We start from the raw sequence: 14,058 nt of genomic DNA, 5'->3' as shown, positions 1-14,058 counted from the left end.
CGGCCCTCTTTTTTTGGGGGGTGGCGTCTCGGGGGGCTCTTGAGGGGGCCGACTAGGGCAGTTGGTGGACGTGCCCGCCCACCTGGCTCGCGAAGGCGCCGCCGTTCGCGGCGTCCCAGTTCGTCGACCAGGCCATCGCGCCCCGCAGCCCCGGATACGTCCGGGACGGCTTGAACGAGCCGCAGTTGGTGCCCGCGGTCAGGCAGTCCAGCGCGGCGTTCACCACGGACGGGGAGACGTAACCGCCGCCCGCCGCGCGGGGCGAGGCCGGCACGCCGAGACCGACCTGCGACGGGTCCAGCCCGCCCTCCAGCTGGGTGCAGGCGAGCGCGGTGAGGAAGTCCACCGAGCCCTGGGCGTAGACCTTGCCGTCGCAGCCGTTCATGGAACCACTGTTGTAGAACTGCGTGTTGACGACGGTCAGGAAGTCCTTGATGGCCAGCGCCGTCTTGAAGTACTCGTTCTGCGGCGACAGCATGTCGATGGTCTGCGGGGCCATGGTCACCACGACGTCCGGATGCTTGGCGTGGACGGCCTTCAGCGCCTGCGTCATATAGGTCGAGTTGAGGCCGTTCTCCAGGTCGATGTCGACGCCGTCGAAGCCGTACTCGTCCATCAGGCCGTTGATCGAGTCGGCGAAGTTCCGGGCGGAGGCGTCGTCGCCGACCGCCACCGAGCCCTTCTCGCCGCCGACCGAGAGGACCACCGACTTGCCGGCCGCCTGCTTGGCCTTGATGTCCGCCTTGAAGTCGGCCGCCGAACCGTAGCCGAGCGCCGGGTCGAGGGTGAAGGTGACGGCGCCCGGCTGACCGGTCGCCTCGGCGAAGGCCACCGCGATGATGTCGTAGGCGTCGTCCACGTCCTTCAACTTCTGTACCGTCGCGCCGTTGTCGAAGTTCTGCCAGTAGCCCGTGAGGGCGTGCTTGGGGACGGCCGCGGCGCCGGCCGCCGGGGCGGGCCGCTGCGCCGACGGACCGGTCGCTCCGGCGGGGCCGGCGGGGCCGGCGGCGACCAGACCGCCGGACGCCAGCACGGCGGCGGCCAACCCGGCAAGCAGCCGTCCGCGGTCGATCCGGGTCCGCTTCCTCGTTCCGATGCCGGTTCTTTCTCCGCTTCTTTCTCCGCGTGCGCGAGCCACGACTGCCTCCGTGTGGGGGGTGGTTGGGGGAGTGGTGCCGTGTGCGTTCAGGGGCCCTGGGCTTGCCGTACAAGGTGGTCCAGACCAATAAACGGTGTCAAGGGTCCGGTCGGAAGAGGGAGTTCCGATGTTCGCCGCTCGGGCGGCATGCGGGGTCGCCCGGTGGAACGACGGGCAAGACGAGTAGCCCAGAACGTGTTCTCCGGGGCGTATCTCTGTGGATAAAGTGCTGAGCGTATGGCGCCGATGGCGCAGAGCTGTGCCGATCCGCGGTCCCGGGAACCCCGGAGGCCGGAAGGAGTGGGGGAGCGACGTGCCGACCGCGATTGCAGTCACCAGCCCGGACCTCGCGCTGCCCGCCGCCGAGCCCGCGAACTGGCTCGGGCAGGGAGGTGCCCCCGTCGATCGGCCGACCCCCGCCGCGGTCGTCCTCCGCGCCCCGCACCAGCAGCCGCTGGACGAGGCCCTGACGGAGACCAGCGCGGTCCTCGAACACCACGGCCACCTCGTCGTCCTGTACTCCGCCGCCTGCCCGCCGGAGCACGTCCGTCGGCTGCACACCCTGCGCGCCGTCCTGGAGAGCGACCGGATCGCGATCCTGCCCAGCGCCCTGCCGCCGCTCGGCGTCGCGGTGCTCGCCCGCCAGCTCCGCCAGTTGTCGGTCTGCGGCTTCAGCCCCGGCGTACTGGCCTGCGCGGCCCGGCTGCTGACGCACTACGTCCACGCCGGCGCCCTGCTGGGCAGCGTCACCGGGCTGGACCGGGTCGAGGTGGACCTGCGCTCCCACATGAAGTCCTGGCTGCCCGGCGCGCACTTCGCGGTGCTGGCCACCCCGCAGCCCCAACTGCTCCACGTCGACCGGCACCGCACCGACGCCGGACTCCGCCCGCCCGGCTTCGCCACCCAACTCGCCGTCGCCCGCGGCCAGCTCACCGCCGACTGGGTCACCTCCGCGCTCGCCCCGGCCTGGCAGGTGCAGGGCGTCTACGAGGCGCACCTGCCCACCGAGTCCGCCCGCTGGTGGGGCACCCAGAAGCTGATCGAGTTCGCCGCCGCCATCCCCGACCCGGCGCTGCTCAGCCGCCTGGTGGCCTCGGTCCGGCGGGAGGAGTGCGGCTGGTGCGGCCAGGAAGTCATCGGCGACCGCTGCGCGTTCTGCGCCGCGCCACTGGCCCGCGACCGGGCGGGCGGCGGCTCCGCCGGGCGGGAACCCGCCGCCATAGCCGGGGCGCCGGCCGCGCTCGCGGCGCCGGCGCCCGCCCCGGGTGCGCCTCCGCCCCCCGCGGCCCCCGCCCCCGATCCGTCCGGCTGCTCACCGCTGCGGCAGCGCGGTCTGTCACCCGTGGCGCCCGCCGGCGTCCCCGGGGTGGTCGGCATCTCGGGAGTGCCGAGTCCGGACGGCGCGCCGCAGGTGCCCGGCCCGCCCCAGATCACCGGCGTACCGCCCGCCACGGGAGCGCCCCACGGCACGGGCGTCCGGTACGGCCCCGGCGTGCCCGGTGTCCGCGGCGGCCCCGGCCCCCTCGACGTCCGCGGCCCGGACGTCATGGCCGGCGCGGTCCAGCGGCCGACCGCCCCACCGCCCGGCCTGACCGGCGACCCGGACCACCCCGACCTCCGCACCCTCCCCGGCGGCGCGCGGAGGGTGGCCCACGTGCGCTGAACCTCCGACGCCCCCTCCGACGCGCCCGGCGCCCGGCCCCGCCGCCCGGCGCCCGGTCCCGTCCATCACCCGCCCCGACCGATCCGCCCCCGTCCCGATCGAGGTCCCCCACCCATGAACTCACGCCAGCGCCGCGGAGTGATCCTGCTGCTCCTGTCCGTCCTGTGTGCGGTCGGCGCCTTCATCGGCGTGCTGTCGGTGATCCGGAACGTCGAGTCCAAGGTCGGGGCGGAGCGGACCGCCTATCGGCTCAAGTCGGATGTCGCGGCCTATAAATCGCTGGATCCCGGGCAGTTCGAAGAGGTGAGGATTCCGCAGCGGTGGCTGCCGCCCACCGCCGTGACCGACCTGGACAAGGTCAGCGGCAAGATCGCGGTGACCCCGCTCAGGAAGGGCTCGCTCCTCCAGGACGACATGATCGTCGATCGGCCGGCGCTCAAGCCCGGACAGCAGGAGATCGCCATCATGATCGACGCCGCCACCGGCGTGGCCGGCAAGATCGACCCCGGCTCCCGGGTGAACATCTACGCCACCTTCGACGGCCGCCGTCCCGAGGACAAGCCGGTCTCCAAGGTCATCGTCGCCGGTGCCCAGGTCATCGACGTGGGCAAGCTGACGCCCCTGGAGGCCAAGGACCCCGGCAACACCACCGCCACCGGCCGCCAGCCCGGCCAGGCCGTCCCGATCACCTTCGCGCTCGACACCGAGGACGCCCAACGCGTCGCCTACGCCGAGTCGTTCGCCACCCACGTGCGACTCGCCCTGCTCGCCCCCGGCACCCAGCCCACCGTCCCGCCCGGCGAGCGCACCTACACCCTCGACGGCGACAAGTGACCTGGAGGCCCAGGTGACCATCCGCATCCTCCCGGCCGTCGGCGACCCCGACGCGGCCCGCGCCGTGGCCGCCCTCCTCGGCCAGTTGCCGGACGCCGAACCGGCGCCCGCCGTCGCCGACTCCACCGCGCTGCTCAACGCGCTGGCCGGGGCCGCCGGACCGCCCGTCGCGACGCAGCCCCCCGACGGCGGCGCGCCCGCCGGACCGGCCGCCGCCGTCCAGGCGCTCCCCGAGGTCGTCCTGGTCCACGAGCGGATCGGCCCGGTGCCCGCGCTGGAGCTGATCCGCGAGGTGGCGCTGCGCTTCCCGGCCGTCGGCGTCGTCCTGATCACCGCCGACGCCGGCCCCGCGCTGTTCTCCGCCGCGATGGACGCCGGCGCCCGGGGCATCGTCGGACTGCCGCTGGCGTACGACGAGTTGGCCGCCCGGGTGCAGGCCGCGGCCCAGTGGGCGGCCGGGGTGCGCGTCCACCTGGGTGGCAACCCGGACGCACTGCCCGCGCCGACCGGCACCCTCGTCACCGTCACCGGCGCCAAGGGCGGCGTCGGCACCACCGTCACCGCGGTCCAACTGGCGCTCGCCGCACGGGCCGCCGGCCGCCGGGTCGCCCTGGTCGACCTCGACCTCCAGTCCGGCGACATCGGCTCCTACCTCGACGTCCAGTTCCGCCGCTCGGTCGTGGACCTCGCCGGGATCCAGGACCTCTCCGCCCGGGTCCTCCAGGACGCGGTCCACGCCCACCACACCGGACTGGGACTGCTGCTGGCACCCGAGGAGGGCGAACGGGGCGAGGAGGTCGACGACCGGGCGGCCCGGCAGATCGTCTCCGCCCTGCGCTCCCGCTACGACGTGGTCGTCGCGGACTGCGGCTCCCAGATGCAGTCCGCCAACGCCGCCGCCGTCGAACTCGCCGACGTGGCCCTGCTGGTGACCACCCCGGACGTGGTCTGCGTGCGGGCCGCCAAACGCCAGGTGCGGCTGTGGGACCGGCTGCGGATCCGCAAGGCCGAGGACACCACCACGGTCGTCAACCGCTTCACCCGACACACCGAGATCCAGCCGTCGCTGGTCGCCAAGGCCACCGGCACCCAGGTCGCCCGGACCCTGGTGCCGGCGGCCTACAAGGAGCTCCAGCCCTGCGTCGACGCGGGCCGCATGCAGGACCTCGACGCCCGCTCGACGGTCCGCGCGGCCCTGTGGGAGCTCGCCGGAGAACTGGGCCTGGCCGGCACCCCGGCCGTCCGGCCCGGCCGCGGCGGCCACCGCACCCGCCCCATGCTCACCGGGCGCAAGCGCAAGGCGCTCACCACCGGGGCGGCTCCCGGCTCCGGGACGGTTCAGGGGCTGCCCCCAGGGGCCGCACCGGGCGCCGGCCCCGGCCCCACCGGCCGGTTCGGCCCCCGGACCGGCGGCCCCGGCCCGTACGACCAGGCCGGCCCCTACGAGGAGGGCTGACCGATGCGGCGTCCCGCAGGGCCCGGCCGGGCGCCGGGCAGTCGCCACCGCGACCGCGGCCAGATCTCCGTCGAGTTCCTCGGGCTCCTCCCGCTGATCCTCGTCGTGCTCGTCCTGCTCTGGCAGTTCGCGCTGGTCGGCTACACCTACGCGCTCGCCGCGCACGCCGCCGACCGGGGCGCGCGGGCCGCCACCGCCCTCGACGGCGGCGGCGCCGGCGCCTGCCGCACCGCCGCCGCGCACCAGCTCCCGCGCGCCTGGCGGGGCGGCTCCAGCACCAGTTGCGCCGCCCAGCCGGGCCTGTGGAAGGCCACGGTCCAGATCAAGGTCCCGGTGCTCTTCCCCGGCGCCGGTGCCTTCCCCTGGACGGTCACCGGCACCGCCGGCGCCGCCAAGGAGGCAGCAGACCGATGACCCACCGGCCCCCCGCCGCCCGCTCCCGGACCCGCCGGCGCCCCCGCGACCGCGGCTCCGCCTCCCTGGAGTTCCTCGGCATCCTCCCGGTCCTGCTGGTCGTCGCCCTCGCCACCGTCCAACTGGGCCTGGCCGTCTACGCCGTCCAGCAGGCCGGCACCGCCGCGCGCGCCGCGGCCCGCACCGCCGCCATGGACCGCGTCGACCAGGAGACCGACCCGCAGAGCGCAGGTCGGGCCGCGATCAGCGCCTGGGTCGCCCACCGCGCCACCATCTCCGTCGCCGGCTCCGGTGACACGGTCAGCGCCACCGCGACCGTGCGGATCCCCTCGATCGTCCCCGGCGCCGACTTCGGCTCCGCGCGCCGCAGCGCCACCATGCCCCGCCCCGAAGGAGCACCGTCGCGATGAGCCTGAAAGCCCGGATCGTCGCGCCCGAACCGGCCGGCGAGGCCCGCCAGGACGGCCACCTGGTCGCCGTCTACCGCGCCAAGCTGCTGGAGGAGATCGACCTCGCCGAGATGTCCTCGCTGTCCGCCGCCGAGCGCCGCTCCCGGCTGGAACGCGTCCTGGGGCACATCGTCAGCCGCGAGGGCCCGGTACTGTCCACCGCCGAACGCGCCCAGCTCATCCGCCGGGTGGTCGACGAGGCACTCGGCCTCGGGGTCCTCGAACCGCTCCTGGAGGACTCCTCGATCACCGAGATCATGGTCAACGGCCCGGACCAGGTCTACGTCGAACGGCACGGCCGGGTCGAGCAGGTACCCGTCCGCTTCGCCTCCCACGAACAGCTCATGCAGACCATCGAGCGGATCGTCTCCACCGTCAACCGCCGTGTGGACGAGTCCAATCCGATGGTCGACGCCCGCCTGCCCACCGGCGAGCGGGTCAACGTCATCATCCCGCCGCTGGCCCTCAACGGCGCCACCCTCACCATCCGTCGCTTCCCGCGCGCCTACACCCTCGCCGAGCTGATCGGCATCGGCACCCTCGACGAGCAGACGCTGATGCTGCTGGCCGGGCTGGTCCGCGCCAAGTTCAACGTCGTCGTCTCCGGGGCCACCGGCGCCGGCAAGACCACCCTCCTCAACGCCCTCTCCGGCCTGATCCCGGACGGCGAGCGGATCATCACCGTCGAGGACGCCGCCGAACTCCAGCTCCAGCAGAGCCACGTCATCCGGCTCGAATCTCGCCCGCCCAACGTCGAGGGCAAGGGCCGGATCACCATCCGCGACCTGGTCCGCAACTCGCTGCGGATGCGCCCCGACCGGATCATCGTCGGCGAGGTCCGCGGCGGCGAGACCCTCGACATGCTCCAGGCGATGTCCACCGGCCACGACGGCTCGCTCGCCACCGTCCACGCCAACAGCGCCGAGGACGCCCTGACGCGGCTCCAGACGCTGGCCTCCATGTCCGACGTCACCATCCCCTTCGAGGCGCTGCGCGACCAGATCAACAGCGCCGTCGACTGCCTCGTCCAGCTCACCCGGCACGCCGACGGCTCCCGCCGGATCAGTGAGATCGCCCTGCTGGACTCGCGCGGCCACGAGGACTACCGCATCGTCACGGTCTGCCGCTTCGAGGCCGACCCGATGGGCGCCGACCGCGTGGTGAAAGGCGCCTTCCGCTACTTCCCGCTGCCCCGCCGGGTCGCCGAACGCCTCTTCATGGCCGGCGAGGCCGCCCCGCCCGCCTTCGGCGTGGCGGCCACCGACGACCAACTCGCCACCCGGAAGGCCACCTCATGACCGGCGGGAACGCCCTCGCCCTGCTCGCCCTCGGCGCCACCGTGCTCGGCGGCGCGCTCGCCGTCGCCGGCGTCCGCGTCTACGCCTCCGGGCGCGCCCAGCGCCAGGCCATCGTCGACCGGCTGGACGACGCGCGGGGGCTGCCGGTCGCCGACCGGCGCCGCCGCTTCCCGTCCGTCGACCGCACCCTGCGCAGCACCCGGTTCGGCCGCCGACTGGAACTCCGACTGGCCGCCACCGGACTGGAGCTCACCCCCGGCGAGTTCTTCGTCTACATGGTCGCCACGGTGGTCGGACTGTGGGTGGCCGCGCAGGCCGTCCTCGCCCCGTTCTTCGGGCCGATCGCCGCGGTGATCGCGGTCTGGGCGGCGTTCGCCTTCCTCAACTGGCAGCGGCAGAAGCGGATCGAGCGGTTCATCAACCAGCTCCCCGAACTCTCCCGGATCCTCGCCAACGCCACCCAGGCCGGCCTCGCCCTGCGCACCGCGCTGGCCATGGCGGCCGAGGAACTGGAGGCCCCGGCCGGCGAGGAGTTGGCGAAGGTCTCCGACAAGCTCGCCGTCGGCCACTCCATCGACGACGCCCTCGGGGAGCTGGCCGAACGCCTGCCCTCCCGCGAACTGGTCGTCCTGGTCACCACGTTGGTGCTCGCCAACCGCGCCGGCGGCACCGTCGTCGGCTCGCTGCGCAACCTCACCAAGACCCTGGAGGAGCGCAAGGAGACCCGTCGCGAGGTCCGCACCCAGCTCTCCCAGATCGTGGTCACCGCCTATGTCGTCCCGCTGCTCGGCATCGGCACCCTGCTGCTGATGAACCGCATCGCCCCGGGCGCCATCGACCGGATGACCTCCTCCTTCCTCGGCCAGCTCGCGGTCGTGGCGGCCTTCGTCCTCTACGGACTCGGCTTCTTCCTCATCCGCCGGCTCTCCAAGATCGACGTCTAGGGCCTGACCCATCGGGCAGGCCCCAGGGCCTGTCAGCTGCCGAAAGAAGGACTGATGGCAATCGGAACCCTGCTGGCCCTCGCGCTCGCCCTGTCGGTCGTCGGCATCTGCTGCGGGATCGCGCTCTACCGCCGCGAGGCCCGGCTGCCGCCCGACCTCGCGCTGTCCCTGGAGGTCGGCGCGCCCCGGACCACCGCCGTCGGCTCGGCCGTGGACCGCACCGGCATGCGCTACGCCCCGCTCGTCCTGCGGCTGATGGGCGAGAAGCGGGTGGCGCGGATCCGCCGCCGGATCGACCTGGCGGGCAACCCCGGCGGCCTCACCGTCGACCGCTACGCCGCCCGCCGCGCGGTCTACGGCGGCCTGGGGTTCTTCGGCGCGCTGGTGATGTTCCTCAAGGGCCAGCCGGTGCTGGGCGTCCTGATGGTGCTGTTCGGCCTGTTCTGGACGGAGGTGGGCATCTGGGCGGCCATCCGCCAGCGCAAGGACACCATCGAGCGCACGCTTCCGGACTTTCTCGACGTGCTGGCCGTCGTGGTGAGCGCCGGTCTGGGCTTCCGCCAGGCGCTGGACCGGGTCGCCGAGCGGTACGAGGGCCCCTGGGCCGACGAACTCCGCATCACGCTGCGCCAGATGGACATGGGCGTCAGCCGCCGTGCCGCCTTCGAGGAGCTGCGCAAACGCAACGACTCCGAGCAGGTCGCGCAGTTCGTCACCGCCCTCCAACAGGGCGAGGAACTGGGCTCGCCGATCGTCGAGACGCTGATCCAGATCGCCAACGACATGCGCCGCACGGACGCCCAGAACGCCCGCCGGCGGGCCGCCCGCGCGGTCCCCAAGGCCACCATGGTCGTCACCACGTTCATGGTCCCGGCCACGATGATCCTGCTCATCGCCGGCTTCTTCCTGGGCTCCGGCACCGACTTCGGCTCCCTGATGGGCAAGTGACCATGACCCGCACCACACCCTCCGCATCCGTCCCGGACGCACCCCCGGCGACCTGGCGCCGCTGGACCGCCCTCGGCGTCCCCGGCCTGGTCGCCCTCGGCACCGCCCTCGCCCTCCTCCAGGGCACCGCGTTCGCGCACGACACCTTCCACGACTGCCACTACTTCGGCCCGTCCTTGCGGATGCACATCGCCGCCTGGGCGGGGCTGGCCTGCGGACTCGCCGCGCCGATGCTGTATGTGGCGCTGTGCCGCGGCGCGGCCCGGCGCGGCTGGGACCACACCGCCACCCGCGCCTCCGGCCTCGCCCTGGCCGTCCTGATCCTGGGCGTACTCCCGTTGCTGCTGGAGGTGTTCGGGGTCTGGGTGCTCTACGCGCCCGACCCGTCCGGCGGCTACGACTGCTCGGGTCTGGCGGCACCGGGCCCGGCCGCCCTCCCGGCCGGATGAGACCGGTCCGCGGGCCGCGTCCCCTCCAACGCCTTCGCAAGCGCAACGAGTTGTGCCACAGTGGTGGCGCCTGGCGGCCGTCCGCACCGCGGTGCGAGCGGCGACCGGAGCGCATGGGCAGGGGGATTTCGGAGGGGGAGCGGGGGTGGCCGAGGTGACGCGCGATGGCCGAAACACGACGCCCCTTCCCTCGTTGGTGGTTTCGGACGAGGGGGAGGTTCGGAACCTCTGTTCCGGGAACGCCGTTCCGGCGTACTTTTCTCGTGTCATGAGCGCGGACGAGCGCACCACGGGGACACACCGGCCGGACCAGAGCGGGACGGCGGCCCATGGAGGGGAAGACGATGGCGAAGCGGATCGTGAGGAACGACCGGGGACAGACCTCGATCGAGTACCTCGGCATCATCGCGGTGGTCGTGGCGATCGTCCTGGTGCTGTCGACCACGGACTTCGGCAGCCAGATCGCCAACGCCATCGCCAACAAGATCTCCGACGTCGTCGGGATCTAGCTCCCGACACTCCGCCCGTGCCGGCCACCACCGTCACGCCCCGCCGCCGGCGCGACGCCGGGCAGACGCTGCCGATCTACCTCGTCGCGATCGGCGGCCTGCTCTTCCTCGCGCTCGCCTTCTTCGCCGTGGGCCAGGCGGCGGCCAGCCGCAACGGCGCGCAGACCGCCGCCGACGCCGCCGCGCTCGCCGCCGGCCAGAAGTACCGCGAGGACCTGCGCGAGGGCTTCCTCGCCGGATTCCGCGACGGCACCGGCGATCCGACGGCCTGGGAGGAACTCCTCGCCGGCCGCGGCGCCCCCTCCGACCCGGCCTGCACGAACGCCGGCTGGTACGCCGGACGCAACGGCGCCGCGGTCTCGTCCTGCACCCCCGACTCCTGGCCGACGTCCTTCGCCGTCACCGTGAAGTCCCGCCGCCCCGTGGGCGATTCGGTCATCCCGGGCACCGGGAGCACCCACGCCGCCGCCGAGGCGAAGGCGGTCGTCGTCCCCCGCTGCACCTTCGCCGCCGACACCCCGTCGACCCGGCCCACCCCCACCCCCACCCCCGCCTCCACGCCCACCCCCACTCCCGGCGGCGGCAAGGACCCCAGGCCCGCCCCCCGCACGCTCACCTGCGACGGCAAGGGCCGGACGCTCGACCCCGACCACCTCCAGGACTTCCCCACGGCCGCCGATCTGTTCTCCGTACGCCTGGCCCGGTGACCGCCGCCCGCTCCGAGACCCGCCGCCCCGTGACCCCCACCGACCTCCCGATCGCACTCACCGAAGGAACGGATCCATGAGCATTCGGCGCACCACGAAGGCCGCCAGGGGAGCGGTCGCCACGGCGAGCGCGGTCGGCCTGGCCCTCCTCGTGGCCGGCTGCGGTGGTGGCGACGACGGCGGCGCGCAGGCATCGGACCACAAGAAACCGGCCGCCCACAGCGCCACCCCCGACGACGGCGGCGCCGGCTCCCCGGCGGCCGACGCCGACAAGGTCATCGGCGAGATGAAGGGCCCGGACGGCGTCGTGGTCACCTTGAGTTCCGCGGTTCGCGACGCCGGCGGCTTCGTCACCGTCGAGGGCACCGTCACCAACCACGGCACCCGCGCCTTCAACGCCATCGACTGGCGCTCCAACGAGACCGAGCTGAAGTCGCGTTCGTCCGTCTCGGGCGCCACCCTGGTCGACAAGACGGGCAAGAAGCGCTATCTCGTCCTCCGCGACACCAACGGCGAATGCCTGTGCACGACGGGCCTGAGTGGACTGCTGCCGGGCCAGAGCCGCCCGATCTTCGCGCAGTTCCCGGCCCCGCCCGCCAAGGTGACCGAGGTCGACTTCCAGCTGCCGACCCTGCCGCCGGCCACCATCAAGATCTCCGATTGAGCCGCCCGCCATGACCGCCTCCCGCACGGCCCTCACGGCCGCCGCCGCGCTCCTGCTGACCGTCGCCCTGACCGCCCCCGCCGCCCACGCCGACCCGCCGGGCATCACCGAGGACACCACCGCACCGGTCCGCATCGACCCCACCAACCCCAACCTGCGGATGGTCCAGGGCGCCACGCTCGCCCCGCCCAAGGTCCTCAACATCAAGTCCATCGTCGAGACCGACGACGGCTCCGAGCGCCGGCAGGACACCAACGACAACATCACCTTCGCGCTCCAGGCCGAGGTCCTCTTCGGCAAGGACAGCGCCGACCTGTCGACCGACGCGCTGGCCCGGATCAGCGCCATCGCCGACGAGGTCAGGAAGCAACACGCCACCCACCTGCGGGTCTTCGGCTTCACCGACAACCTCGGCTCCGCCGCGCACGGCCTGGTCCTGTCCAAGCAGCGCGCCAACGCCGTCCAGCAGGAACTCGCCGTCGACCTCGGCTCCGGGATCACCTTCGAGATCCGCGGCTACGGCGAGCAGTACCCGATCGCCGACAACAGCACCGAGGCCGGCCGTCGGAAGAACCGCCGCGTCGAGGTCAGCTTCCCGCGCAGCGGCGGCTGACGACCTCCGTATTGGACCGACTGATCCAATAACTGTTACCGTTGCCCCATGGCCCGACCCAGGAAGTTCGACGAGGGGCGGGCGGTCGACGCCGCGATGGAGGCGTTCTGGGCCGCCGGCTATGAAGCGACGTCCACCCAGGACCTGTGCGACGCCACCGGCCTGGGCCGCAGCAGCATCTACAACACCTTCAAGAGCAAGCACGACCTCTTCGAGCGCGCCCTGGCCCGCTACATGGAGCGCAAGAACGGCGAACTCACCGAGTTCCTCGACGACGACACCCGCACCGCCCGCCAGAAGCTGCGCGGCATCCTCCAGCGCATCATCGACGAGGAGTTCACCCGCCACCCCGACGGTCGCGGCTGTCTCGTCGTCAACACCGCCATCGAGGTCGCGTCCCACGACGCCCCGGTGGCCGCCACCCTGGAGCGGGACTACGGCGTGCGCCTGGAAATGGTCCGCGCGGTGATCGAGCGCGGTCAGCGCGACGGCGACATCGCCGCCGACCGGGACTCCCGCACGCTCGCCCACCTCCTCATCGCCGCGATCGGCGGCATTCGCGTCTCGGCCCGCGCCGGCGTCGACCGCGCCGCCCTGGAGGGCGTCGCCGACGCCACCCTCACGGCCTTCTAGTACCGCCGGTACCGCCCCGCCGAAGCCCCCTGCCTGCCCGGCCACGGTCCCACCCCTGGTCGCCCCCCACCCCAGTTTTGTACCGATCTATCCAAAATGGAACCACGCACCGAGAAGGACCCCATGCCCCTCGCAGTCCACCTCCTGGGCCTGGCGATCTTCGCCCAGGGCACCTCCGAGTTCATGCTCTCCGGACTCCTCCCCGACGTCGCCACCGACCTCGGCGTCTCCATCCCCGACGCCGGCCTGCTGGTCTCCGCCTTCGCCATCGGCATGGTCGTCGGCGCCCCGGTACTCGCCGTCGCCACCCTCCGGGTCCCACGCCGCACCGCTCTGATCGGCTTCCAACTGGTCTTCGTCGCCGGCCATGTGATCGGCGCGCTGGCACCCGCCTACGGCGTCCTCTTCGCCACCCGCATCCTCAGCGCCCTCGCCTACGCCGGCTTCTGGGCGGTCGCCGCCGCCACCGCGGTGAGCCTGGTCCCGGCGGAATCACGGGGCAGGGCGATGTCCGTGGTCGGCATGGGGCTCACCCTCGCCACCGTCGTGGGCGTGCCCGCCGGCACCCTCCTCAGCCAACACGCCGGCTGGCGCGCGGCGTTCTGGGCGGTGGCGGCCCTGACCGTCCTCAGCGCCCTCTCCCTCCTGACCGCTCTCCCCACCGCCCGCCGCACCACCCACATCCCCTCCGTACGGCGTGAGTTGACCGGCCTGGCCCGCCCCCAGCTCTGGCTCTCCTACCTCGTCACCACCCTGACCTTCGGCGCCGGCGTGGTCACCTTCAGCTACCTCGCCCCGCTCCTGACCGAGGTGACCGGACTCCCCGCGGGCTGGGTCCCCGCCGTCCTCTCGCTCTACGGCGTCGGCGGCCTGATCGGCATCACCGTCGGCGGCCGATACGCCGACTCCGCGCCGCTGCGCACCCTCACCCTCGGCGCCGCCCTCCTCACCCTCGCCTCCGCCGCCCTGGCCCTCGCCGCCGCCGACCTCACCGCCACCCTCGCCCTGGTCCTCCTCCTCGGCTTCACCGCCTACCTCGTCAACCCCGTCGTCCAGTCCCGGGTCTTCCGCCTGGCCCCCGACGCCCCCACCCTGGTCCCCGCCGTGAACACCTCGGCCTTCAACGTCGGCATCACCCTCACCCCCATGCTCGGCGGAGCGACCATCGACGCCGGACTCGGCTACCCCTCCGTCGCCTGGGTCGGCGCCGCCACCGGCCTGCTCGGCCTCATCGCCACAGCCTGGGCCGCCGCCCTCCAACGCCGCGCCCGCACCGCGCCCGCACCGCTCCCGGTCCCACCGCGCACCCCGGCGAGCGTCACCACCGAGCGCTGACCCG

The 14,058-nt window shown here is 73.4% G+C and carries 16 protein-coding genes; 15 read left to right on the top strand and 1 reads right to left on the bottom strand.

The window, feature by feature from the left end; all coding sequences use genetic code 11:
• Positions 1–52 precede the first annotated feature (52 nt).
• Positions 53–1,096 (bottom strand): chitinase, encoded by a 1,044-nt coding sequence (locus tag SNOUR_RS15575; RefSeq protein WP_067358345.1) that lies wholly within the window; start codon positions 1,094–1,096, stop codon positions 53–55.
• A gap of 355 nt (positions 1,097–1,451) precedes the next feature.
• On the opposite strand from SNOUR_RS15575, the gene SNOUR_RS15570 reads away from it, so the two are divergent.
• The 15 genes from SNOUR_RS15570 (at position 1,452) to SNOUR_RS15505 (ending at position 14,054) form a co-directional block, all read left to right on the top strand.
• Positions 1,452–2,801 carry a hypothetical protein gene (locus tag SNOUR_RS15570; protein ID WP_067347361.1) on the top strand — a complete coding sequence of 450 codons (1,350 nt, stop codon included), beginning with the start codon at positions 1,452–1,454 and terminating at the stop codon, positions 2,799–2,801.
• Positions 2,802–2,915: 114 nt separating this feature from the next.
• Positions 2,916–3,635, top strand: a complete 720-nt coding sequence (gene cpaB, locus SNOUR_RS15565) for a Flp pilus assembly protein CpaB (RefSeq protein WP_067347360.1) — start codon at positions 2,916–2,918, stop codon at positions 3,633–3,635.
• 13 nt (positions 3,636–3,648) lie between these two features.
• Positions 3,649–5,091: a CpaE/TadZ family protein gene (locus SNOUR_RS15560; protein WP_067347358.1), complete on the top strand. Its 1,443-nt coding sequence runs from the start codon at positions 3,649–3,651 to the stop codon at positions 5,089–5,091.
• 3 nt (positions 5,092–5,094) lie between these two features.
• Positions 5,095–5,505 (top strand): TadE/TadG family type IV pilus assembly protein, encoded by a 411-nt coding sequence (locus tag SNOUR_RS48335; protein WP_067347356.1) that lies wholly within the window; start codon positions 5,095–5,097, stop codon positions 5,503–5,505.
• Positions 5,502–5,915: a TadE family protein gene (locus tag SNOUR_RS15550; RefSeq protein ID WP_067347355.1), complete on the top strand. Its 414-nt coding sequence runs from the start codon at positions 5,502–5,504 to the stop codon at positions 5,913–5,915. Before SNOUR_RS48335 ends, SNOUR_RS15550 begins: the two co-directional genes overlap by 4 nt.
• The gene (locus SNOUR_RS15545; protein WP_067347353.1) at positions 5,912–7,252 is read left to right on the top strand and encodes a TadA family conjugal transfer-associated ATPase; all 1,341 of its coding nucleotides are present in this window, start codon (positions 5,912–5,914) and stop codon (positions 7,250–7,252) included. The genes SNOUR_RS15550 and SNOUR_RS15545 overlap by 4 nt, the downstream gene beginning before the upstream one ends.
• A complete protein-coding gene (locus SNOUR_RS15540; protein WP_067347352.1) occupies positions 7,249–8,196 on the top strand; it encodes a type II secretion system F family protein in 948 nt (315 codons plus the stop codon). The genes SNOUR_RS15545 and SNOUR_RS15540 overlap by 4 nt, the downstream gene beginning before the upstream one ends.
• A 54-nt stretch (positions 8,197–8,250) precedes the next feature.
• Positions 8,251–9,144, top strand: a complete 894-nt coding sequence (locus SNOUR_RS15535; protein ID WP_067347350.1) for a DUF5936 domain-containing protein — start codon at positions 8,251–8,253, stop codon at positions 9,142–9,144.
• Between the two features lie 2 nt (positions 9,145–9,146).
• A complete protein-coding gene (locus tag SNOUR_RS15530; RefSeq protein ID WP_067347348.1) occupies positions 9,147–9,593 on the top strand; it encodes a hypothetical protein in 447 nt (148 codons plus the stop codon).
• Between the two features lie 344 nt (positions 9,594–9,937).
• Positions 9,938–10,102 (top strand): hypothetical protein, encoded by a 165-nt coding sequence (locus tag SNOUR_RS47150; RefSeq protein ID WP_016573405.1) that lies wholly within the window; start codon positions 9,938–9,940, stop codon positions 10,100–10,102.
• 17 nt (positions 10,103–10,119) lie between these two features.
• On the top strand, positions 10,120–10,809 hold the full coding sequence (locus SNOUR_RS15525; protein ID WP_067347347.1) for a pilus assembly protein TadG-related protein: 690 nt from the start codon (positions 10,120–10,122) through the stop codon (positions 10,807–10,809).
• A 76-nt stretch (positions 10,810–10,885) separates the two neighbouring features.
• The gene (locus SNOUR_RS15520) at positions 10,886–11,473 is read left to right on the top strand and encodes a hypothetical protein (RefSeq protein WP_067347345.1); all 588 of its coding nucleotides are present in this window, start codon (positions 10,886–10,888) and stop codon (positions 11,471–11,473) included.
• 10 nt (positions 11,474–11,483) lie between these two features.
• Positions 11,484–12,086 carry an OmpA family protein gene (locus SNOUR_RS15515; RefSeq protein WP_067347343.1) on the top strand — a complete coding sequence of 201 codons (603 nt, stop codon included), beginning with the start codon at positions 11,484–11,486 and terminating at the stop codon, positions 12,084–12,086.
• Between the two features lie 48 nt (positions 12,087–12,134).
• A complete protein-coding gene (locus SNOUR_RS15510; RefSeq protein WP_067347341.1) occupies positions 12,135–12,719 on the top strand; it encodes a TetR/AcrR family transcriptional regulator in 585 nt (194 codons plus the stop codon).
• Between the two features lie 123 nt (positions 12,720–12,842).
• Positions 12,843–14,054 carry a Cmx/CmrA family chloramphenicol efflux MFS transporter gene (locus tag SNOUR_RS15505; protein ID WP_067358343.1) on the top strand — a complete coding sequence of 404 codons (1,212 nt, stop codon included), beginning with the start codon at positions 12,843–12,845 and terminating at the stop codon, positions 14,052–14,054.
• Positions 14,055–14,058 lie beyond the last annotated feature (4 nt).

It is taken from the genome of Streptomyces noursei ATCC 11455 (assembly GCF_001704275.1).
Lineage (GTDB): Bacteria > Actinomycetota > Actinomycetes > Streptomycetales > Streptomycetaceae > Streptomyces > Streptomyces noursei.
The sequence above is the reverse complement of the archived record's forward strand: the minus strand, read 5'-3'. Positions and strand labels throughout refer to the sequence as shown.